16 protein-coding genes and 1 other RNA gene are annotated in these 22,919 nt (G+C 62.6%); 10 read left to right on the top strand and 7 right to left on the bottom strand.

Annotation, left to right across the window (positions count from 1 at the left end):
• Positions 1 to 24 precede the first annotated feature (24 nt).
• From guaD to xdhA, 4 genes are all read right to left on the bottom strand, one after another.
• Positions 25 to 1,329: a guanine deaminase gene (guaD, locus tag LQ249_RS23295; protein ID WP_057003812.1), complete on the bottom strand. Its 1,305-nt coding sequence runs from the start codon at positions 1,327 to 1,329 to the stop codon at positions 25 to 27.
• A gap of 12 nt (positions 1,330 to 1,341) precedes the next feature.
• Positions 1,342 to 2,181 carry a xanthine dehydrogenase accessory protein XdhC gene (xdhC, locus tag LQ249_RS23290; RefSeq protein ID WP_108524751.1) on the bottom strand — a complete coding sequence of 280 codons (840 nt, stop codon included), beginning with the start codon at positions 2,179 to 2,181 and terminating at the stop codon, positions 1,342 to 1,344.
• A gap of 242 nt (positions 2,182 to 2,423) precedes the next feature.
• On the bottom strand, positions 2,424 to 4,823 hold the full coding sequence (gene xdhB / locus LQ249_RS23285; RefSeq protein WP_057003813.1) for a xanthine dehydrogenase molybdopterin binding subunit: 2,400 nt from the start codon (positions 4,821 to 4,823) through the stop codon (positions 2,424 to 2,426).
• On the bottom strand, positions 4,816 to 6,261 hold the full coding sequence (gene xdhA, locus LQ249_RS23280) for a xanthine dehydrogenase small subunit (RefSeq protein WP_017845231.1): 1,446 nt from the start codon (positions 6,259 to 6,261) through the stop codon (positions 4,816 to 4,818). The genes xdhB and xdhA overlap by 8 nt, the downstream gene beginning before the upstream one ends.
• A gap of 280 nt (positions 6,262 to 6,541) precedes the next feature.
• Here xdhA and LQ249_RS23275 point away from each other — a divergent pair, with 280 nt between their 5' ends.
• The 8 genes from LQ249_RS23275 (at position 6,542) to LQ249_RS23240 (ending at position 17,668) form a co-directional block, all read left to right on the top strand.
• Positions 6,542 to 7,201, top strand: coding sequence for a GntR family transcriptional regulator (locus LQ249_RS23275; protein ID WP_017845232.1), 660 nt, complete (start codon positions 6,542 to 6,544; stop codon positions 7,199 to 7,201).
• A gap of 2 nt (positions 7,202 to 7,203) precedes the next feature.
• On the top strand, positions 7,204 to 10,692 hold the full coding sequence (gene smc / locus LQ249_RS23270) for a chromosome segregation protein SMC (protein WP_046489415.1): 3,489 nt from the start codon (positions 7,204 to 7,206) through the stop codon (positions 10,690 to 10,692).
• A gap of 259 nt (positions 10,693 to 10,951) precedes the next feature.
• A complete protein-coding gene (gene zipA, locus LQ249_RS23265) occupies positions 10,952 to 11,815 on the top strand; it encodes a cell division protein ZipA (RefSeq protein ID WP_017845234.1) in 864 nt (287 codons plus the stop codon).
• 86 nt (positions 11,816 to 11,901) lie between these two features.
• Positions 11,902 to 14,268: an NAD-dependent DNA ligase LigA gene (ligA, locus tag LQ249_RS23260; protein ID WP_232565932.1), complete on the top strand. Its 2,367-nt coding sequence runs from the start codon at positions 11,902 to 11,904 to the stop codon at positions 14,266 to 14,268.
• A 117-nt stretch (positions 14,269 to 14,385) separates the two neighbouring features.
• A complete protein-coding gene (locus LQ249_RS23255; RefSeq protein ID WP_057003816.1) occupies positions 14,386 to 15,555 on the top strand; it encodes a zinc-binding metallopeptidase family protein in 1,170 nt (389 codons plus the stop codon).
• 133 nt (positions 15,556 to 15,688) lie between these two features.
• Positions 15,689 to 15,785: signal recognition particle sRNA small type (ffs, locus tag LQ249_RS23250), an RNA gene on the top strand.
• A 244-nt stretch (positions 15,786 to 16,029) separates the two neighbouring features.
• Entirely contained in the window at positions 16,030 to 17,076 is a 1,047-nt protein-coding gene (locus tag LQ249_RS23245; RefSeq protein WP_046382448.1) for an N-acetylmuramidase family protein, read from the top strand.
• A gap of 1 nt (position 17,077) precedes the next feature.
• The gene (locus tag LQ249_RS23240; protein ID WP_017845240.1) at positions 17,078 to 17,668 is read left to right on the top strand and encodes a hypothetical protein; all 591 of its coding nucleotides are present in this window, start codon (positions 17,078 to 17,080) and stop codon (positions 17,666 to 17,668) included.
• Positions 17,669 to 17,675: 7 nt separating this feature from the next.
• On the opposite strand, the gene LQ249_RS23235 is transcribed toward LQ249_RS23240, so the two are convergent.
• On the bottom strand, positions 17,676 to 18,545 hold the full coding sequence (locus LQ249_RS23235; protein WP_108524735.1) for a LysR family transcriptional regulator: 870 nt from the start codon (positions 18,543 to 18,545) through the stop codon (positions 17,676 to 17,678).
• 102 nt (positions 18,546 to 18,647) lie between these two features.
• On the opposite strand from LQ249_RS23235, the gene LQ249_RS23230 reads away from it, so the two are divergent.
• Positions 18,648 to 19,613 carry a DMT family transporter gene (locus LQ249_RS23230; protein ID WP_232565931.1) on the top strand — a complete coding sequence of 322 codons (966 nt, stop codon included), beginning with the start codon at positions 18,648 to 18,650 and terminating at the stop codon, positions 19,611 to 19,613.
• Here LQ249_RS23230 and LQ249_RS23225 read toward each other — a convergent pair.
• Together LQ249_RS23225 and LQ249_RS23220 are read right to left on the bottom strand one after the other, a co-directional pair.
• On the bottom strand, positions 19,527 to 19,898 hold the full coding sequence (locus tag LQ249_RS23225; RefSeq protein ID WP_057003821.1) for a VOC family protein: 372 nt from the start codon (positions 19,896 to 19,898) through the stop codon (positions 19,527 to 19,529). The genes LQ249_RS23230 and LQ249_RS23225 overlap by 87 nt on opposite strands.
• 51 nt (positions 19,899 to 19,949) lie before the next feature.
• Entirely contained in the window at positions 19,950 to 20,711 is a 762-nt protein-coding gene (locus tag LQ249_RS23220) for a substrate-binding periplasmic protein (protein ID WP_057003822.1), read from the bottom strand.
• Between the two features lie 133 nt (positions 20,712 to 20,844).
• On the opposite strand from LQ249_RS23220, the gene dnaX reads away from it, so the two are divergent.
• Positions 20,845 to 22,899 carry a DNA polymerase III subunit gamma/tau gene (gene dnaX / locus LQ249_RS23215; protein ID WP_169865472.1) on the top strand — a complete coding sequence of 685 codons (2,055 nt, stop codon included), beginning with the start codon at positions 20,845 to 20,847 and terminating at the stop codon, positions 22,897 to 22,899.
• Positions 22,900 to 22,919: the final 20 nt, after the last annotated feature.

Genomic DNA, 22,919 nt, shown 5'->3' with positions numbered 1-22,919 from the left:
TTTGGGTTTGTGGCATATCTGAAATTAGCGTTGGTGGACCAGATTACCGGCCGCATAGGTCTGCAACACCGCCCGGTCATCCCCCAACGTCATCAATACAAACAACCTCTCGGCAATGTCCTTGGCCTGCTTCATGCGATAGCTGAGCAGTGGCGTGGCGTTGTAATCCAGCACCAGGAAGTCCGCATCGGTACCCGGCTGCAACGTGCCGATCTTGTCCTCCAACCGCAGCGCCCGCGCACCGCCCAGGGTGGCCAGGTACAGCGACTTGAACGGGCTCAGTCGCGCGCCTTGCAGTTGCATGACCTTGTAGGCTTCGTTCAACGTCTGCAGCAACGAGAAGCTGGTGCCGCCGCCGACGTCAGTGCCCAGGCCCACGTTGAGTTTGTGCTTCTCGGCCATCGGCAGGTTGAACAGCCCGCTGCCGAGGAACAGGTTCGAGGTCGGGCAGAATGCGACTGCCGAGCCGGTCTGCGCCAACCGCGCGCATTCGTCATCGCACAGATGCACGCCGTGGGCAAACACCGAGCGTTCGCCCAATAGCTGGTAGTGGTCGTACACATCCAGGTAGCCGCTGCGCTCGGGGAACAGCTCGTTGACCCACTCGACTTCCTGCTTGTTCTCACTGATGTGCGTCTGCATGTACAGGTCGGGGTATTCGCCCAGCAGTTGCCCGGCCAGCGCCAATTGCTGCGGCGTGCTGGTAGGTGCGAAGCGCGGCGTCACCGCATAGTGCAGGCGGCCCTTGCCGTGCCAGCGTTCGATCAGCGCCTTGCTCTCCTGGTAGCCGGATTCGGCGGTGTCGGTCAGGTAGTCGGGGGCGTTGCGGTCCATCATCACCTTGCCGGCGATCATGCGCAGGTCGAGTTTTTCGGCGGCCTCGAAGAATGCCTGCACCGATTGCGGATGCACGCTGCCGAACACCAGCGCGGTGGTGGTGCCGTTGCGCAGCAGTTCCTTGATGAAAATCTCTGCGACGTCCTCGGCATGGGCCTTGTCGGCGAACTGGCGCTCGCAGGGGAAGGTGTAGGTGTTGAGCCAGTCCAGCAACTGTTCGCCATAAGCGCCGACCATGCCGGTTTGCGGCAGGTGGATATGCGTATCGATCAGCCCGGGGGTGATCAGCGCGTCCTGGTAGTGGGTGATTTCGACCTCGGCGGGCAGGTGCGGCAGCAGGTCGTGGGCGTGGCCCAGGGCGCTGATCCGGCCGTTGTCGATGACCAGCAGGCCGTCTTCGAAATACTCATAGGACGCCTCGATCCCCACTTCGGCGGGGTCGGCGAGGCTGTGCAGGATGGCGGCGCGGTAGGCTTTGCGAGTCGAAGGCATGGTGATCTCAATTTAGATAGCTTGGCTGCGACGCGAAGCCGGCAGCAGTTGGGCAATGGGTTCGGCGCTCGCGGTGTGCTGGCCGAAATGGGCGTTATAGGTGGCGATGATTTCGCCGGCGATGGAGATGGCGATTTCCACCGGCAATTTGCCCTTCACTTCGCTAAGGCCCATGGGACAGCGCATGCGTTGCAGTTGTGCGGCGTCGACGCCGCGATCCCGCAGGCGGTGCTCGAACTTGACGCGCTTGGTCTTTGAACCGATCAGGCCGAAGTAGGCAAAGTCATTGCGCTTGAGCAGGGCGGCGCTGAGTTCCAGGTCCAGCGCGTGATTGTGGGTCATCACGATGCAGTAACTGCCTACGGGCAGGTCGGCAATTTCGTCGACCGGTTCTTCGCTGACGATTTTGCGCACGCCTTGTGGGATGTATTCCGGGAACTCTTGCTCGCGCGAATCGATCCAGCGCACCCGGCACGGCAGGCTCGCCAGCAACGGCACCAGGGCGCGGCCGACGTGGCCGGCGCCAAATACGGCGATCTGTGCCTGCACCTGGCCCATGGGTTCGAACAGCAGCACGGTCGCGCCGCCGCAGCACTGGCCCAGGCTCGCGCCGAGGCTGAAGCGCTCCAGATGGGTGTGTTGCTGGCCGCGGGCGAGCATGTCGCGGGCGATCTGCATCGCTTTGTATTCCAGGTGCCCGCCGCCGATGGTGTCGAACGTGTGTGCGGCACTGATGACCATCTTCGAACCGGCATTGCGCGGCGTGGAGCCGAGCTCTTCGATGATGGTCACCAGCACGCAGGGTTCGCCCTGGTTTTGCAGGTTGGCGAGGGCGCTGATCCAGTTGTTCATGTCTACCTCAACATTTCTGTTGTCAGTTCTACCGTCATCGGGGGCAAGCCCCCTCCCACACTTGAATGTATTCACAGATCAAAAATGTGGGAGGGGCAAGCTCCTTCTCACACTTGAATGTATTCACAGGTCAAAAATGTGGGAGGGGCAAGCCCCTTCCCATACTTGAATGTATTCACAGGTGAAAAATGTGGGAGGGGCGGTGCGACGATTCGACTTGCCCCCGATGGCAGCACCTCGATTTACAGCGAAGCCATCTCGGTTTCAGCCTCAACCGCCTTCGCAGCCCCCAACTTCCGCATCTGCTCACAGCCCCACAACACCCGCTCAGGCGTCGCCGGCGCATCGATGTTCGGCTGGTGGCGATAGTCACCCAGGCTCGCCACCGCATCCTTGATCGCGCACCACGAGGCAATCCCGAGCATGAACGGTGGTTCGCCCACGGCCTTGGAATGGAACACCGTGTCTTCCGGGTTCTTACGGTTTTCCACCAGCTTCACGCGCAAATCCAAGGGCATGTCGGCCACGGCCGGGATCTTGTAGCTGGCCGGGCCGTTCGTCATCAGCTTGCCCTTGTCGTTCCACACCAGCTCTTCCATGGTCAGCCAGCCCATGCCCTGGATAAAGCCGCCTTCGACCTGGCCAGTGTCGATGGCCGGGTTCAGCGAAGCGCCGACGTCGTGGAGGATGTCGGTGCGCAGCATCTTGTATTCGCCGGTCAGGGTGTCGACGATCACTTCGCAGCAGGCCGCGCCGAACGCGAAGTAGTAGAACGGCCGACCGCGCGCCTGGCTGCGGTCGTAGAAGATTTTCGGGGTCTTGTAGAAGCCGGTGCTCGACAACGACACCTGGGCGAAATACGCCTGCTGGATCAGGCTTTCAAAGCTCAGGATCTGCTCGCGCACGCGCACATGGCCATTGTGGAATGCCACGTCCGCTTCGCTCACCGCGTAGTGGCGCGCGGCAAATTCCACCAGGCGTTGCTTGATGGTTTCGGCGGCGTTCTGCGCGGCCTTGCCGTTCAGGTCGGCACCGCTGGAGGCGGCGGTCGGCGAGGTGTTGGGCACCTTGTCGGTGTTGGTGGCGGTGATCTGCACACGGTCGATGTCCACCTGGAACACCTCGGCCACCACTTGCGCGACCTTGGTGTTCAAGCCCTGGCCCATCTCGGTGCCGCCGTGGTTCAGGTGAATGCTGCCATCGGTGTAGATATGGATCAGCGCGCCGGCCTGGTTGAGGAAGCTGGCGGTGAAGGAAATGCCGAATTTCACCGGGGTCAGCGCCAGGCCTTTTTTCAGGATCGGGCTGTGCGCGTTGTAGCGGCGGATCGCTTCGCGGCGCTCGGCGTATTGGCTGCTGGCCTCAAGCTCGGCAGTCATCTCTTCGAGCAGGTTGTGCTCGACGGTCTGATAGTAGTGGGTGACGTTGCGCTCGGTCTTGCCGTAATAGTTGGCCTTGCGCACCGCCAACGGGTCGAGGGCCAGATGACGGGCGATGGCGTCCATCACTTCTTCGATGGCGACCATCCCTTGCGGGCCGCCGAAGCCGCGATAGGCGGTGTTGGACGCGGTGTTGGTCTTGCAGCGATGGCCGTTGACCGTGGCATCGCCCAGGTAATACGCGTTGTCGGCGTGGAACATGGCGCGGTCGACAATCGAGTTCGACAGGTCCGGCGAGCAGCCGCAGTTACCCGCCAGCTCCAACTGGATGCCGTGCAAGCGCCCGCTGTCGTCGAAGCCGACGTCGTATTCGATATAGAAGGGGTGGCGCTTGCCGGTCATCAGCATGTCTTCGACGCGCGGCAGACGCATCTTGGTCGGCTGCCCGGTAAGGCGCGCGACCACCGCACACAGGCACGCCGGGCTGGCGGCCTGAGTCTCCTTGCCGCCGAAACCACCGCCCATGCGGCGCATGTCGACGACGATCTTGTTCATCGACACGTCGAGCACTTCGGCCACCAGCTTCTGCACCTCGGTGGGGTTTTGCGTGGAGCAGTAGACGATCATGCCGCCGTCTTCGGTGGGCATCACCGAGGAAATCTGGGTTTCCAGGTAGAAGTGTTCCTGGCCGCCAATATGCAGCGTGCCCTGGATGCGATGCTTCGCGGCCGCCAGCGCTGTCGCCGAATCGCCGCGTTGATGGGTGTGGCTGTCCAGCACGAAATGCTGGTTGCGGTAGGCCTCGACCACGTCCAGCACCGGCTCCAGGTCTTCGTATTCGATCACTGCGGCCAGCGCCGCTTTACGCGCGGTTTCCAGGTCGCGGGCGGCCACGGCCAGCACCACCTGGCCGACGAACTGCACGGTGTCGATGGCCAGCAGCGGATCACCCGGCAGCAGCGGGCCGATGTCTTTGAGCCCCGGCACGTCTTCGTGGGTGATGACGATACGCACGCCGTCGAAGGCGTAGCAGGGCGCGGTATCGATGTTGAGGATTTTGGCGTGGGCGCGGTCGGACAGGCGCGCATACAGGTGCAACTGGTTGGGGAATTCCAGGCGGTCGTCGATGTACTGCGCTTCGCCGGATACGTGCTTGGCGGCGCTGTCGTGCTTGACGCTGCGGCCGACGCCGGAGGTCAGGTCCTGAGAAAACAGCTCGGCCAGTTCGGCCTGGGTTTTTGCCACGGCGTGATGGTTAGACATAAGCGGTCACCCGAGTTTCGATGTGCGGCGTTTGCAGCTCGATGAAGTATTTGCGCAGCAGGTTCTGCGCGCTGAGCAGGCGGTATTCCTTGCTGGCGCGAAAGTCCGACAGCGGGGTGAAATCCTCGGCCAGGGCGGCGCAGGCGTGCTCCACGGTGGCGGCATTCCAGGGCGCGCCGATCAGCACGGTTTCGCAGTGTTGTGCGCGTTTGGGCGTGGCGGCCATACCACCGAAGGCGACGCGGGCGTCGCTGATCACACCGTCGTCGATCTTCAGGTTGAACGCCGCGCACACTGCGGAAATATCGTCGTCCAGGCGCTTGGATACCTTGTACGCCCGGAACCGCGTGTGGCCCTTGGGCACGATGATCTTCTCGATGAACTCGCTGTCTTGGCGTGCGGTGACGCGGTAGTCGATGAAGTAATCTTCCAGCGCCAGGGTGCGACGGACGTTGCCCTTGCACAGCACGATCTGCGCGCCGAGGGCGATCAGCAGCGGCGGCGAATCGCCGATCGGCGAGGCGTTGCCGATGTTGCCGCCCAGGGTGCCCTGGTTGCGGATTTGCAGGGAGGCGAAGCGCTGCAGCAGTTCGCCGAAGTCCGGGTATTCGTGGCGCAGCGCGGTGTAGCAATCGGAGAGGGCGGCGGCAGCGCCGATTTCCAGGCGATCGTCGAACGTCTCGATGCGCTTCATCTCGTCGATATTGCCGACGTAGATCATCACCGGCAGCGTGCGGTGGAACTGCGTGACTTCCAGCGCCAGGTCGGTGCCACCGGCCAGCAGGCGGGCTTGGGGGTAGGCGTCGTAGAGGTCGGCCAGGTCGGCGACGGTCAGCGGCACCAGGCAGCGTTTGTCGCCGCTGTTGAGTTCAGCGGTGTGCGTCGGCGCGATAGCCTTGAGGCGGGCGATGGTCTGGGCCTCGCGGCTGTCGAACTGATCCTGGGGTTTGTTGCAGCAGGCCTGTTCGGCGGCGGCGAGGATCGGGCGATAGCCGGTGCAGCGGCACAGGTTGCCGGCCAGGGCTTCATGGGCTTTGTCGCGGTCGGGCGCGTCGCTGTTCTTTTGCAGGGCGAACAACGACATCACAAAACCGGGGGTGCAAAAGCCGCATTGCGAACCGTGACACTCCACCATCGCCTGTTGCACGCTGTGCAGTTGGCCCTGGTGCTTGAGGTCTTCGACGCTGATCAACTGTTTACCGTGCAACGACGACACGAACGTCAGGCACGCATTCAGGCTGCGATAGCGAATCCGCTCGCCCTGCTCATCGCTGTGCAGTTCGCCGACCACCACGGTGCAGGCGCCGCAATCGCCGCTGGCGCAGCCTTCCTTGGTGCCGGGTTTGCCCACATGCTCGCGCAGGTAGTTGAGCACGGTCAGGTTGGGGTCCAGGGCGTGCTCGCTACGGAGTTCCTGGTTAAGTAAAAACTGGATCACGGAAGGCCTCGCAGACTCATTATTGTTGTTAACCGCTTTGCGCCGAATCTAGTCATGTCTGACTTTTCGGTCAATGATTTTCTGACCTAAAGGTCAAGAAAATGCGGTCACAACCCTATCAATTATGGTCCAGTCTTCTGGAACCGGCGTTTTTGGGGGCTTCTGGCGGTTCATCGTTGCTTATTTCATGCCAAATTCTTGAAGGTGGGCCGAGCGCCATCAGCGGGCATTTGCGCTACACTGGCGCGCTTGTATCGATAGAAGATTTTGAAGGGAAAACATGACGTTCAAGGCGCCGGACAGTCTCGCCGAGCAAATCGCTCACCACCTCGCCGAACGTATCATTCGCGGCGATCTCAAGCCTGGGGAACGGATCCAGGAACAGAAGGTTACGCTGGCACTCAATGTCAGCCGCGGTTCCGTGCGTGAAGCCTTGCTGATCCTCGAACGTCGCCACCTGATCGCGATCCTGCCGCGCCGTGGCGCCCACGTCACCGAACTCACCGCGCACAAGGTGCAGAGCCTGTGTACGTTGATGGCCGAGCTGTACATCCTGCTCGGCAATGCGGTGGCGCAGGGCTGGCAGACCCAGGCCGACATGGCGCCGTTCGTGCAGATCCAGCAGCGCCTGGTGAGCAATTTCGAACGCCAGGACATCCGCGCCTTCGTCGCAGAAAGCTTCAATGTGATGCGTGCCGCGTACCCCTTCGCCAACAACCCGTATTTGCAGGAAACCGTCGAGAACCTGCAGCCGGCGATGAACCGCGCCTATTACCTGGCCCTGGATCAACGCAAGGCTTCCATGAGCGAATACCTCGCGCTGTTCGAGCAATTGCTCGCCGCCGTGCTCGCCCGTGACTTGCCGCAGATTCGCCTGGTGCTGTCGGCCTACGGCCAGCGCAGTTGCTCGCTGGTGATCGCTGCGTTGGCGGACGCCTAAGCGTGCGGCTCAAGTGCATCAAACTGGCGGGGTTCAAATCCTTCGTCGACCCGACCACGGTGAACTTCCCCAGTAACATGGCGGCGGTGGTCGGGCCCAATGGCTGCGGCAAGTCGAACATCATCGATGCCGTGCGCTGGGTGATGGGCGAGAGCTCGGCGAAAAACCTGCGTGGCGAGTCGATGACCGACGTCATCTTCAACGGCTCCACCAGCCGCAAGCCGGTGAGCCAGGCCAGCATCGAACTGGTGTTCGACAACTCTGACGGCACCCTGGTCGGCGAATACGCGGCCTACGCGGAAATTTCCATCCGCCGCAAAGTGACGCGCGACAGCCAGAACAGTTACTTCCTCAACGGCACCAAGTGTCGCCGTCGGGACATCACCGATATCTTCCTCGGCACCGGCCTTGGCCCGCGCAGCTACTCGATCATCGAACAGGGCATGATCTCCAAGCTGATCGAAGCCAAGCCCGAAGACCTGCGTAACTTTATCGAAGAAGCTGCCGGCATCTCCAAGTACAAGGAGCGCCGTCGTGAGACCGAAAACCGTATCCGCCGCACCCATGAAAACCTCGCCCGCCTGACCGACCTGCGCGAAGAGCTGGAGCGCCAGTTGGAGCGCCTGCACCGCCAGGCCCAGGCCGCCGAGAAGTATCAGGAATACAAGGGCGAAGAGCGTCAGCTCAAGGCACAACTGTCGGCCCTGCGCTGGCAGGCGCTGAACGATCAGGTCGGCCAGCGCGAAGCGATCATCGGCACCCAGGAAATCAGCTTCGAAGCCCTGGTGGCCGAACAACGCAACGCCGACGCCAGCATCGAGCGCCTGCGCGACGGGCATCATGACCTGTCCGAGCGCTTCAATCTGGTGCAGGGCCGCTTCTATTCGGTGGGCGGCGACATCGCCCGGGTTGAGCAGAGCATCCAGCACGGCCAGCAACGTCTGCGCCAGTTGCAGGACGATCTGAAGGAAGCCGAGCGCGCGCGCCTGGAGACCGAGTCCCACCTCGGCCACGACCGCACCTTGCTGCTGACCCTCGGCGAAGAGCTGGACATGCTCACCCCCGAACAGGAAATCACCAGCGCCGCTGCCGAAGAAGCCGCCGCCACTCTGGAAGAATCCGAGACCACGATGCACGGCTGGCAGGAGCAGTGGGACACCTTCAACCTGCGCTCCGCCGAACCGCGCCGCCAGGCCGAGGTGCAGCAGTCGCGCATCCAGCAACTGGAAACCAGCATGGAGCGCCTGGCCGAGCGCCAGCGTCGCTTGCAGGAAGAGCGCGTGCTGCTCGCCGCCGACCCGGAAGACGCGGCGATCCTGGAGCTGAGCGAGCAACTCGCCGAAAGCGAAATGACCCTCGAAGAGCTGGAAGCCAGCGAAGAACAGCAAGTGGAGCGCCTGGAGCAATTGCGTCAGCAACTGCAACAGGCGACCCAGGCCCAGCAACAGGCCCAAGGCGATCTGCAGCGGCTCAACGGGCGCCTGGCGTCCCTCGAAGCCTTGCAGCAGGCCGCGTTGGACCCTGGCACCGGCACCGCCGAATGGCTGCGTGACCAGCACTTGGCCGAACGCCCGCGTCTGGCGGAGGGTTTGAAGGTCGAGGCCGGTTGGGAACTGGCGGTGGAAACCGTGCTCGGCGCCGACCTGCAAGCGGTGCTGGTGGATGATTTTGCCGGCTTCGACCTGGCCGGTTTTGCCCAGGGCGATCTGCGCTTGCTCAGCCCCGCCGCCGATGGCGCGCGCGTGCCGGGCAGCCTGCTGGATAAAGTCGAGGCCGCACTTGACCTGGCGCCGTGGCTGGGCCAGGTCAAGCCGGTGGAATCCCTGGAGCAGGCGCTGGCCCAGCGCGGTCAACTGGGCGCCGGCGAAAGCCTGATCAGCCGCGACGGCTATTGGGTCGGCCGCCACTTCCTGCGGGTGCGCCGCGCCAGTGAGGCGGAAAGTGGCGTATTGGCCCGTGGCCAGGAAATCGTCAAGCTGATCGCCGAGCGTGAAGAGCGCGAAGCCACCCTGGAAAGCCTGGAAACCGAACTGCAGACCCTGCGCGCCACCCAGCGCCAGCAAGAGACCGGCCGCGAACACCTGCGCCGCCTGTTGCAGGACGAAGCGCGCCAGCAGGGCGAATTGAAAGCCCAGTTGTCGGCGAGCAAGGCCAAGGTCGAGCAACTGACCCTGCGCCGCACTCGCCTCGACGAAGAAGTGGCCGAGATGGGCGAGCAGCGCGCCCTCGAACACGAACAGATCGGCGAGGCGCGCCTGCAATTGCAGGAAGCCCTCGACAGCATGGCCGTCGACACCGAGCAGCGCGAATTGCTGCTGGCCCAGCGCGACAGCCTGCGCGAACGCCTCGACCGCGTCCGCCAGGAAGCGCGCCAGCACAAGGACCACGCCCACCAGTTGGCGGTGCGCCTCGGCTCCCTGCGTGCCCAGCACGATTCCACGCGCCAGGCCCTGGAGCGCCTGGAGATGCAGTCCGAGCGCCTGACCGAAAAGCGTGAGCAACTGAGCCTCAACCTGGAGGAGGGCGAAGCGCCCCTGGAAGAGTTGCGGCTCAAGCTCGAAGAACTGCTCGACAAGCGCATGACCGTCGACGAAGAACTCAAGACCGCGCAAATCGCCCTGGAAGACGCCGACCGCGAACTGCGCGACGCGGAAAAACGCCGCACCCAGGCCGAGCAGCAATCCCAACTGATTCGCGGCCAGCTCGAGCAACAGCGCATGGAATGGCAGGCCCTGACCGTGCGGCGCAAAACCCTGCAGGACCAACTGCTCGAAGACGGCTACGACCTGCACGGCGTGCTCAACACCCTGACCGCCCAGGCCAACGAGAAAGACGCCGAAGAAGAACTTGAGCGGATTGCCGCGCGTATCCAGCGACTCGGTGCGATCAACCTCGCTGCCATCGACGAATACCAGCAACAGTCCGAGCGTAAACGTTATCTGGACGCCCAGGACGCCGATCTGGTGGAAGCCCTGGACACCCTGGAAAACGTGATCCGCAAGATCGACAAGGAAACCCGCAACCGCTTCAAAGATACCTTTGATCAGATTAACGGCGGTTTACAGGCGTTATTCCCAAAAGTTTTCGGTGGCGGCAGCGCTTACTTGGAACTGACGGGCGAAGATCTACTCGATACAGGGGTAACGATCATGGCGCGGCCTCCGGGCAAGAAGAACAGCACCATCCATTTGTTGTCCGGCGGCGAAAAAGCCCTGACCGCATTGGCCCTGGTGTTTGCCATCTTCAAGTTGAACCCGGCGCCGTTCTGCATGCTCGATGAAGTTGACGCGCCACTGGATGACGCTAACGTTGGACGTTACGCACGCCTGGTCAAAGAGATGTCCCAGACCGTGCAGTTCATCTATATCACCCACAACAAGATCGCCATGGAAATGGCGGATCAGTTGATGGGGGTGACGATGCACGAGCCGGGCTGTTCGCGATTGGTGGCGGTGGATGTCGAAGAGGCGATGGCGATGGTGGATTCCTGAGCCATGCCGGCAACGAAGATTATCAGCGCGATGTAGGGCGGTTTACCGGTCTGACGAAAGTGGCAAATTGGCATATTTGTTCAAGGCATTTTGACAGACGGTGTAAAGTTATCTTTGGTCGTGCTAGTTTAATGTCAATTTTTCGTATGCGTGGGCAAAACGTCAGTCAGAACATAGAGTTGGCGCCACGTTTTAAAGCGGTTTGCACGGTGCTAAACCCCTTATTTTTCAGCATTTTTTATTAGAGGCACGGGATTACATGGAAATCGGTCTGCGCGAGTGGCTGATCGTCATCGGCATTATTGTCATTGCCGGTATTCTTTTTGATGGCTGGCGCCGTATGCGCGGCGGCAAGGGCAAGCTCAAGTTCCGTCTGGACCGCAACCTGTCCAACTTGCCCGACGACGACGGCAGCGCCGAGCTGCTGGGGCCGCCCCGTGTGCTGGATACCCACAAGGAACCGCAACTGGACGAACATGACTTGCCGTCCATGAGCGCCCCTGTGCGCGAAGCCCGCGAGCCGTCCTCCAAGCGTGGCAAACGTGGCAGTGCCGCCGCCGCCGAGCCGCATCAGGGCGACCTGAACCTGGGCGTGGACGACGGCCCGAGCTTCAGCAGCCGCGATGACGATTTCCCTGACGAGAGCCCGGCCAAGAGTGCGCCGCGCCAGTCGGTGAACGATCAGCCGGCCGCCGAAGAAGTCCTGGTGATCAGCGTGATCTGCCGCGACGCCGCTGGCTTCAAGGGCCCGGCACTGTTGCAGAACATCCTGGAAAGCGGCCTGCGCTTTGGCGAGATGGATATCTTCCACCGCCACGAAAGCATGGCCGGTAATGGCGAAGTGCTGTTCTCGATGGCCAACGCGGTCAAGCCGGGCACCTTCGACCTGGACGACATCGACCTGTTCAGCACCCCGGCCGTGAGCTTCTTCCTCGGCCTGCCGGGTCCGCGTCATCCGAAACAGGCTTTCGACGTGATGGTTGCCGCAGCGCGCAAGCTGTCCCAGGAGCTCAACGGCGAACTGAAGGACGATCAGCGCAGCGTCCTGACCGCCCAGACCATCGAACACTACCGTCAGCGCATCGTCGAGTTCGAGCGTCGCGCCCTGACACAGAAACGCTGAGGTTTGGCCTCAAGCGTTGTCGATAGAATAAGCGCACCAACATTTGAGCAGCTTCGGCTGCTCTTTTGCTTTATGAGAGAACACCCATGACCGCCGCCCACACCCGCATCCTCGAATTGCGCGCTGAACTGGATCAGCACGACTACCGTTATTACGTCCTCGACGAGCCGAGCATCCCGGACGCCGAGTACGATCGCTTGTTCCAGGAACTCAAGGCCCTGGAGGCCGAGCATCCGGAGCTGGTCACGCGTGATTCGCCGACGCAGCGGGTCGGCGGTGCGGCGTTGTCGGCGTTCACTCAGGTCAAGCATGAGATTCCGATGCTCAGCCTGGGCAACGCCTTCGATGAAACCACCATGCTCGAGTTCGATCGCCGGGTGACCGAAGGCCTCGACCTGCCGACCGGCGACCTGTTTGGCGGCGGTGCTGTGGTGGAATACAGCTGCGAGCCGAAGTTGGATGGCCTGGCGGTCAGCCTGCTGTATCTGAACGGCGAACTGGTGCGCGGCGCCACCCGGGGCGACGGCACCACCGGCGAAGACATCAGCGTGAATGTGCGTACCGTGCGCAATATCCCGTTGAAGCTGCACGGCAGCGGCTGGCCGGCGACCCTGGAAGTGCGCGGCGAGGTGTTCATGTCCAAGGCCGGTTTCGAGCGCCTGAACGCCTCGCAACTGGAAGTCGGCGGCAAGACCTTCGCCAACCCGCGCAACGCCGCCGCCGGCAGCCTGCGCCAGCTGGATTCGAAAATCACCGCCAGCCGCCCGCTGGAGTTCTGCTGCTATGGCATTGGCCAGGTGACGGCGGATATCAGCGACACCCACATCGGCAATTTGCAGCAGTTGCAGAAGTGGGGCATGCCGATCAGTCATGAGCTGAAACTGGCCAAGGGCATCCAGGAATGCCTGGACTACTACCGCGATATCGGCGAGCGGCGTAGCAACCTGCCCTATGAAATCGACGGCGTGGTGTTCAAGGTCAACAGCATTGCCTCCCAGCGCGAACTGGGTTTCCGCGCTCGCGAGCCGCGGTGGGCGATCGCGCACAAATTCCCGGCCATGGAAGAGTTGACCGAGCTGCTCGACGTGGAATTCCAGGTCGGCCGCACCGGCGCCGTCACCCCGGTGGCGCGTCTGAAACCGGTCAAGGTCGCGGGTGTGACCGTGTCCAACGCCACCCTGCACAACATGGATGAAGTGGCGCGGCTGGGCCTGATGATCGGCGACACTGTGATCATCCGCCGCGCGGGGGACGTGATCCCGCAGGTCGTCTCGGTGGTCACCGAGCGCCGCCCGGCACACGCCCGCGCGGTGCATATTCCGGAAAGCTGCCCGGTGTGCGGCTCCCACGTCGAGCGCACGCAACTGGTCAAGCGCAGCAAGGGCAAGGAAACCGTCAGCGAAGGCGCGGTGTACCGCTGCGTCGGTCGCCTGGCCTGCGGGGCGCAGCTCAAGCAGGCGATCATCCATTTCGTCTCGCGCCGGGCGATGGACATCGACGGCCTGGGCGACAAGACCATCGAGCAATTGGTCGACGAAAAACTCATCGCCTCGCCGGCGGATCTGTACATGCTCAAGTACGAACAGATCATCGACCTGGAAGGCTTCGCCGATGTCTCCAGCAAAAAGCTGATCAGCGCCATCGAACACAGCAAGACGCCGACCCTGGCGCGTTTCATCTACGCCCTGGGCATTCCCGACGTGGGCGAGGAGACCGCCAAGGTGCTGGCGCGCTCCCTGGCGTCCCTGGAGCGCGTGCAGCGCGCTTTGCCGGAAGTGCTGACGTACCTGCCGGACGTGGGCCTGGAAGTGGCGCACGAGATCCACAGCTTCTTTGAAGACCGCCACAACCAGGACGTGATCGGCGCGCTGTTGGCGCCGGACAAGTGCGGCCTGCAACTGCAGGACCAAGGCGACCTGAGCGCGGAGTTCGCCGCCAGCACCACCCTCGGCGGTTTGCTCGACAAACTCAACGTGCCCAGCGTCGGCCCCGGCGCCGCGCAGAAACTGGCGGACAAGTTCGGCTCCCTCGAAGGCGTGATCAAGGCCGACTGGCTCGATATGCGCCAGGCGCTGCCCGAGAAGCAGGCCAAGGCCGTGCGCGAGTTCTTCGATAACCCCGACCACGCCCAGCGTGCCCTGGCCATCGAGCAGCAACTCGAGGAATTCGGCATGCACTGGCAGAGCGCGAAAAAAGTGATCGAAGGTTTGCCGGAGGCGGGGCACACCTGGGTGCTGACCGGCTCGCTGGAGCGGATGAGCCGCGACGTGGCCAAGGACAAGCTTGAAAGCCTCGGCGCCAAGGTGGCCGGTTCGGTGTCGGCGAAAACCTATTGCGTGGTGGCCGGGCCGGGTGCCGGTTCGAAGTTGGCCAAGGCCAGCGAACTGGGCCTGAAGGTTCTGGACGAAGACGCCTTCGTGGACTTTCTGGCTCGGCACAACATCACCGTCTGACAACTTCTTGTGGTGCGGGCGCTTGCTCCCGCTGGGCTGCGAAGCGGCCCTTCGAAGAAAGTGGAACGATCCCGGGCGCGAAATGATCTAGTCTTCGTCACCCCGGGAGAGATCGCCATGTACCGCTTCTTCGAGCAACTCAGTTCGCGCATCGCCGCACCGTTCACGGCCGAATCCTCGCGCAACAGCAAGGTCTGGCAGTGCCGGTGTGGCCAGTCGCTGTTCTTTCGCAACAGCCAATGCCTGGCCTGCTCGGCGCTGCTCGGCTACCCACCGCAACAAAGCCGCCTGTCTTCATTGCACGCGGGCCCGGTCGCCGACACTTGGCTGCTGGACGACAACCCCGACGCCGGCGCTTTCCGCCGCTGCGCCAACCTCGACAGCCCGGCCGCCTGCAACTGGCTGATTCCCGCCCACAGCACCGCCGCGCTGTGCGTGGCGTGCAGCCTGAATCGCACCATTCCCGACCTGTCGATCGCAGAAAACCCCGAGCGCTGGGGCAAGGTCGAGACCGCCAAGCGCCGGCTGGTGGCGCAACTGATCAGCCTGGGCCTGCAGGTCGTGCCCAAAAGCGTCGACGAAGACAACGGCCTGGCCTTCGACTTCGTCGGCATCGACCTGGAAGGCAATGCGCCGACCACCGGCCATGCCAACGGCCTGATCACCCTCGACATCAAGGAAGCCGACGACGCCCACCGCGAAAAAATCCGCGTGCAGATGCGCGAGCCGTACCGCACCTTGCTCGGCCACTTTCGCCATGAAGTCGGCCATTACTATTGGGATCGGCTGATCGCCAACAGCCACTGGCTTCCAGCGTTTCGCCACCTGTTCGGCGACGAACGCGCCAGTTACGCCGACGCCCTCGACCAGCACTACCAGAACGGCCCGCGCGCGGATTGGCACCACACCTGCGTCAGCGCCTACGCCACCATGCACCCCTGGGAAGACTGGGCCGAAACCTGGGCGCATTATCTGCACATGATGGACGCCGTCGACACCGCCCTGGGCTTCGGCATGAGCGCCCGCGAAATGGACCTGGATTACCAGCCGTTCCCCCGCACCACCCTCTACGACCCCGAACACCCCGGCGGCGCGGCGTTCCTGTCATTCGTCAACGCCTGGATCGAACTGGCCGGCATGCTCAACGAACTGTCCCGCGCCATGGGCCAGCCGGATTTCTACCCCTTCGTACTGCCACCGGCAGTGATCGCCAAGCTGCACTTCATTCACCTGGTCATCCAGGAAGAGGGCGGCAGGGCGGATGAGGCCCTGCAGGCACAGGCATGAAGGAGAGATCCGGGCGGTTAGGGCAAGTGCTTGAACCTCTTCATTTTTTAATCCCGCACTAACGGTTGTAACTTCCGATCAGATCGGTACAATGGCGCGGCTTGCCGAGAGGCCAGCGTCGTTATGGTGACCCCATCGGTCCCCCCGCAACGATTACCCGTGAACCTGGTCAGAGCCGGAAGGCAGCAGCCACAGCGGGAACATTGTGTGCCGGGGTGTGGCTGGTGGGGTTGCCTCCATAACGCTCCTCCTTGCCGTACCTCTTCTGTTTCACATCCTTCCAGCTTCTTTTCAGTCATCTGCCGTTGTTTTACTGCGCAGCGTATGACGGCTATTCCACACCGTTAAAAAGCCCTGCTGGACAACCTCAAAGCACCTTGTTAGTTTCCGCCGGCCACTTGTTTCAGAGTATGACAATGGTGCTGATTTGATATTGAAGTGCTATCACTTCTTTAACTAACAAGGATGTCTGTGATGAAAAGCCTGCAAGGGTTACCCCGTCTTATCAGTGCTTCAGTTGGCGCGCCCGGTAAAGCCCGTAACTTGCCCGCCGATGTTCAGTGCATTCAGTATTTATTCAATTTGATCATCCCCAAGATGGGGTTTCCGTTGGCTGAAAACGGCAAGTGCGACGGCCAATTGGTGCAGTGCATCAGCCAGTATCAGTTCCGCCATCTCAAGTACGCCCATCCCGATGGCGTGATCGACCCCACCGGCCGCACGTTCAACAGCCTGATCGAGGAAGCGGTGAAGGTGCCGGTGAAGGCCTTCCCGACGATGCGTATCCCGAGCTTTCTCAATGTGTTCGGCAACAACAGCGGCGATGCGGTGCAGGCCACGGTCAATGTGTACCTGGACCGCATGCGCGCGATGGTCGAGGCCGAGCGGCGCAATCGGCAGTTGATACTTCAGGCCACGTGCGACGGGGGCATTACCCTGAGCGATAGCGACTTCCAGAACGCCGCTACGCAGTTGGGCAATGGTATTTCCGTCAATATCATCAGGGCCTTCGCCACCGTGGAATCGGGTGGGCGTTCCGGGTTCGGCCCGGCCAAGTTGCCGGTGATCGCCTTTGAGGGGCACCAGTTTCGCAAGTACACCAAGCGTATCTACGACCAGGCGCACCCGTTGCTGTCGTACCCCTACGTCAGAAAGGCCGGGCCGCAGTGGCAGGTCAATAACAAGGATCAGATCAAGGCCTGGGAAACCATGGCCACCGCATTTGCGCTGAATCAGGAAGCTGCCTTGATGTCGGCGTCATGGGGCATGTTTCAGATCATGGGGTTCAATTTCGCGGCATGCGGTTACACAAGCGTATTTGAGTTCGTTGCCGCATTAAAAGTTAATGCCGGTAATCAACTAAAGGCTTTCCTCGCCTTGTGCAGCCACAGCCCGGCATTGATGAAAGCCATGAAAGCCAAAGACTTTACCGCCATGGCCCGTAACTATAACGGCGAGGACTACGGCAACTATGATGACCTCATGAAAAAAGCCTACGACGCACTTGAGAGGAAAAAATAAGATGATCCGTTATCTCGCGATGGGTGTGTTGTCGTGGTGTGCCGTGGCGCCGGTATTCGCCGGTTCCGCTGTGTTGCATTCGGGCAAGTACGAAGGGTTGATGCTGGCGGTGACGCCCGAGCATCAGGTCGAAGGTTTCTACGCCGAAGAACTGGGCGAGGGCGTGACCCGTGGTTGCGCATTCTACCTGCAGGGCCAGCCCGACGCGTTGACCACCTGGCTTGACGATGCCTACCCCGGCAGCGTGGCGCCTTCGTCCGACGGCGTGACCCTGACCGTCGAACAGGGTCGTCAGCATCCCGGTTGCATCAGTGTGTTGATGCCGGAAATCGCCACCGGCCTGGACCTGAGCCAGACTGCCAACAAGCCATGGATCGGCCTGGTGACCGTGTCCGCCGACAAGGCCTACTTGCTGAAGACCCCGGGCGCCAAGGCGGCCAAGCGTGCGTATATCGTCAAAGGGGATGTGGTCGGCGTGCTGGCGTTCAAGGACGGCTGGGCCCAGGTCGAGTTCGTCAATGCTCAGGATCGGTCGTTCATCGGCTGGATCAGCCAGGATCAGTACGCGCGATTGGCTGCCCCGAAAAGCTGATGTTCGCTCAGGGTTGGCCGAAGGTTTCGCGCAGCAGCCCTGCGAATGCATCACGGGCCAGATGTCGCTGGGTGTCCTTGTGCCAGAACAGCAGGTTATCCACGGCCGCCAGTTCTTCGAACCGGTATGACGCCAGCTGATTGGCCTGCTCATAGCGCGCCAGAATGCCCTCCGGCGCCAGCGCCACGCCGATCCCCGCGCTGACGCAGCCGATGATCGTGCCCCAACTGGCATAGCTGGCGATGGTCGGCTTGAAGTCATGGGGCTTGACCCAGTTTTCCAAGGCGGCGCGATAAGGGCAGCCAGGCGGCCAGACGAGCAGGGTACGCCCTGCCAGGTCCTCGGCACGCTTGATCGGTGCGCTGCAGGCGCTGGCGATCAGCACCAGGCGTTCGCTGTAGACCACGCTGTTTTCGAGCTTGGAGCGTTTGTTGCCGGCGGCCACCAGCGCCACGTCCAGGCGGTGGTGTTGCAGGTCGTCGAGCAGTTGGCCCCAGGCGCCGGTCACCAGTTCGAGGCTGACGTCGGGGTAGCGTCGATGGTATTCCGCCAGCAGCGGTGGCAGGCGGCCGCTGGCGCAGGACTCCACCGCGCCGATCCGCAAGGTGCCCCGCGGGATAGCGTTGGCGTCCACCGCGCGTTTGGATTCGTCCACCAGGGCCAGGATGCGTTCGCAGTAATCGAGGAAGATTTCACCGGCGGCGCTGATCGCCAGCCCGCGTCCGGCACGGATGAACAGCGGCGTGCCCAATTCGCTTTCCAGCTGTTTGATGCGCGTGGTGATGTTCGACGGCACGCAATGCAATTGCGCCGCGGCCTGAGCCACGCTGCCGGTTTGCGCCACGGCTCGCACCATCTTCAGTTGGGCCATTTCCATTGCTCAGTTCCACTGATTTCAGAAGTCAGAAACGCTTAATTGTCCTACGACGTGACCCGGCCAAGACTGGCGGCATTCCTTCTCTGTTTCTGGATGCCGTTGATGAATTCCCCGTCACGCCTAAAGCTTACGCTAGTCATCGCCAGCGTGATCCTCTGCTGGGCCTATTCGCCGATTGGCGTACACATGGGGTTGCGCAGCTACAGTCCGGGTCAACTGGCGTTGCTGCGATTTTTGATTGCCTCGGTGTTTATGGGCGGCGTCGCGTTGGTGCTGGATATCGGTCGGCCGCGCCTGCGAGATGTGCCGTGGTTGCTGGTGCTGGGTTTTTTCGGGGTGTTCCTGCATCACACTTGCCTCAACTATGGGCAGCAATGGGTCACGGCGGCGGCGTCCAGTGTGTTGGCGCAGTCGGCGCCGCTGTTCAGTGTGCTGATCGCGTTTTTTTGCTTGAGGGAGCGGGTCAGTGTCTGGCGCTGGAGCTGTGTGTTACTGGGGTTGCTTGGCGTGCTGGTGGTGATCTGGGGTGAGCAGGGCGTGGGCGACATCGACCCGCGTGGCCTGTTGATCCTGCTGGCGGCGGTGTCATGGAGCGTGTATTTCGCCATCCAGAAACACTGTGCCCACCGCTACAGCCCGCTGACCCTGGCGTGCTACATGGTGTGGTCGGGCACCTTGATGCTCTGCGTGAACCTGCCAGGCCTGCCCGCCGCCGTGGCGCAGGCGCCCTGGCCGGAAAACCTGGCGGTGCTGGTGCTGGGCATTTTCCCCAGTGCCTTGGCGTACCTGGCCTGGGCTTATGTGTTGAAGCATGTCGAGGTCACCCGTGCATCGGTGGCGATGTACTTGATTCCGCCGGTGGCCATGGCGATGGCGGCGATACTGCTGGGCGAGCACGTCGCCGGGCAGGTGATGCTCGGCGCGATGATCGTGCTCGCCAGTGTGGCGGCCATCAGCCTGGAAGGCCGTTGGCGGCGCGGCTCAGTTGCTCATGCAGAACGCGCGCAACCGATGACCGTCGAGGTCCTGGGCGACAAAGGTGTAGCCAAAGTCCAGGACGGTCGGTGACTGGATGATCGTGGCGCCCCGCGCCAGCCATTGGGCATGCAGGGCATCCACGGCGGCGTTGTCGGGCAGGGGGAAACCCAATTCGCCGCCACCGCCCGTGACCTGGGTGGCCGGCTCTACGCTGTGGCGCGACCACAGGCCGAGCTTGACGCCATTATCGAGAATGAACAGGGCGAAGGTCGGGTTCAATTCAACCGGTGGCTTGTCCAGCAGGCGGCTGTAGAAGTTGGCGCTGGTGGCGGGGCTGTCGACATACAGCAGGAAGTATTGGGCGACGGCGTTCATGGAGGCTCCTTGAGGACGGGGTGGTTGAGCCCAGTCTAAAAGGCGGCGCTGTCAGTTCTTGTCAGGAGCGTGCAGGGGCACGGCGTTTTCGCCGGTGTACAGCTGGATGATGTCGTCGATTTCGCCTGACATCTTCATCCGCAGCAGGGTGCGCAGGATTTGTTGCACCGGCAGGTCCGGGTCGTTGCGCACGGCGCAGCCCAGGCTTTGCTCCTCGATGACGGCGACTTTGTGCAGTCGCTGTTCCATCGGCAGGTGCTGGTTGAAGCGGTCGACGATCCATTCATTGCTCACCGCATACTTGAAGCGCCCGGCCACCAGTTTGTGCAGCACTTGTTCTTCGCTGCGGGCGTCGTCGCGCCTCAGTTGGCCTTTGGCGAACAATGGGTCGAGCGTGGGGTAGCGGTAATTGAGCACCGTTCCGATCGACTGCGGCGCCAGCCGGGCCAATTGCACCGGCTGGTTGCGGACGCTGACCAATACGTTGCGCTGGACCAGCAACGGCAGGCTCCAGAGGTAGTCGCCAGACAGGTTGTCGAGCCAGGCCTGGGCGACATAACAGCGCACATCGATGTCGCCATGGGCCATGGCTGCGGCAATGCGCGCCCGCGCCAGTACGTGGAACTCGGCCGGGCGGCCGACCTGGGTGGCCAGGCTCGACATCAGGTCATACAAAATACCCTGGGTGGGCTGGCCGTCCTCCACTTGCACCATAGGCATCGCCCAACTGTCGGAAACCGAGAAACGCAACGGTGCGGGCGCCGCAAGGCTGGCGGTGGTGAGCATCCATAAGGCGCCCAGGACTACGCGCATACACTCTCCGGGTTCAGGCCTTTTCGGGGCCGCTCAGGCAATCTTAGGCAGATAAGGCAAGCGTGCCGGATGCAATTTCCCCCTTGCTCCGCTAGCATTACCGGCTTCCGCTTCTCAGTTGCGACGGTTTTCGATGAGTTATCAGGTTCTTGCACGTAAATGGCGCCCGCGCTCGTTCCGCGAAATGGTCGGCCAGACCCATGTGCTCAAGGCTCTGATCAATGCCTTGGACAGCCAACGGCTGCACCACGCCTACCTGTTTACCGGTACTCGCGGTGTCGGCAAGACTACCATTGCCCGAATCATTGCCAAGTGCCTGAACTGTGAGACGGGCATCACCTCGACGCCCTGCGGCACCTGCTCGGTATGCCGCGAGATCGACGAAGGGCGTTTCGTCGACCTGATCGAGATCGACGCCGCGAGCCGCACCAAGGTCGAAGACACCCGCGAGCTGCTCGATAACGTGCAGTACGCGCCGAGCCGTGGCCGCTTCAAGGTCTACCTGATCGACGAAGTCCACATGCTTTCCAGTCATTCGTTCAACGCATTGTTGAAAACCCTGGAAGAGCCGCCGCCCTACGTCAAATTCATCCTGGCGACCACCGACCCGCAGAAACTCCCTGCAACGATTTTGTCGCGGTGCCTGCAGTTCTCCCTGAAAAACATGACCCCGGAGCGCGTGGTCGAGCACTTGACCCACGTGCTGGGTGTCGAAAACGTACCGTTCGAAGACGACGCGCTGTGGCTGCTCGGCCGTGCCGCCGATGGTTCGATGCGTGACGCCATGAGCCTCACCGACCAGGCCATTGCCTTTGGTGAAGGCAAGGTCATGGCCGCCGATGTGCGTGCCATGCTCGGTACCCTCGACCACGGCCAGGTGTTCGACGTGCTGCACGCGCTGATCGAAGGCGACGCCAAGGCGTTGCTCGAAGCCGTGCGCCACTTGTCGGAACAGGGTCCGGACTGGAACGGCGTGCTCTCGGAAATCCTCAACGTGCTGCACCGCGTCGCCATCGCCCAGGCCCTGCCCGAAGGCGTCGACAACGGCCACGGCGACCGCGACCGCGTGTTGGCCCTGGCCCAGGCGTTGCCGGCCGAAGACGTGCAGTTCTACTACCAGATGGGCCTGATCGGTCGCCGCGACTTGCCCCTCGCACCAGACCCGCGTGGCGGCTTCGAAATGGTCCTGCTGCGCATGCTGGCCTTCCGCCCCGCCGACGCGACGGACGCGCCGAGACAGCCGCTAAAGCCAGTGGGGATCAGCCAGGCCACAGTTGATTCCGCCAAATCAGTGGCTGGCGCGGCGGTGGTCGCGCCAGCGGTTGCTGCGCCTGCGCCGGTTGCGCCGGTGCCTGAGCCGGTGGTTGTCGCGCCGGTGATCGCGCCGGTGCTGGTCGTCGAGCCCGAACCGGCCCCGGTGGTCGACCTGCCCTGGAATGCCCCGGCAGAGGCTGAACCCGAGGTTGAGCTGCAGCCCGCCGTGGAGCCCGTGCTGGAAACCGCCGGCGAGCAGCCCGAGCTGACGCCGATGCCTACGCCAATGCCGGACAGCGTGGTACCGGATGCGCCGGAATGGGTCAGTGCGCCCGTCCCCGAGCCGACCGTCGCCCAGGTGGACGCCGCAACGCCCGGCATCGACCTGGACGACGAACCGCCGCTGGACGAAGACTACATCGAGCCGGACATCGATTCGGCCTACAGCTACCTCGACGAACTGGCCAGCGAACACACCGCCGAGCCGGCCCCCGAGCCCGAAGCGGAACCCGCTGCCGCGCCGGCCACCGGCCTGGCCCTGCAATGGCTGGAGCTGTTCCCGAAACTGCCGATTTCCGGCATGACCGGCAGCATCGCCGCCAACTGCACCCTGATCGCCATCGAGGGCGACCACTGGTTGCTGCACCTGGACCCGGCCCACAGCGCCCTGTTCAACGCGACCCAGCAGCGCCGGCTCAACGATGCCCTCAACCAGTATCATGAGCGCACGCTGAGCATCACCATCGAGTTGATCAAGCCCGAGCAGGAAACCCCGGCCCAGGCCGCGACCCGCCGACGCCTCAATCGCCAGCGCGAGGCTGAGGAGTCGATCCACGGTGACCCGCTCATCCAACAATTGATGCAACAGTTCGGCGCGGTCGTCCGTCACGATACTATTGAACCTGTCGAAGCCCCGGTGCCCCAGGCGTCATGACACCGGGCTACTTATTGATC

Source organism: Pseudomonas sp. 7-41 (assembly GCF_021233075.1).
GTDB classification, from domain to species: domain Bacteria; phylum Pseudomonadota; class Gammaproteobacteria; order Pseudomonadales; family Pseudomonadaceae; genus Aquipseudomonas; species Aquipseudomonas veronii.
Note: the sequence above shows the minus strand (reverse complement) of the source record. Positions and strands in the feature narration are given on the sequence as shown.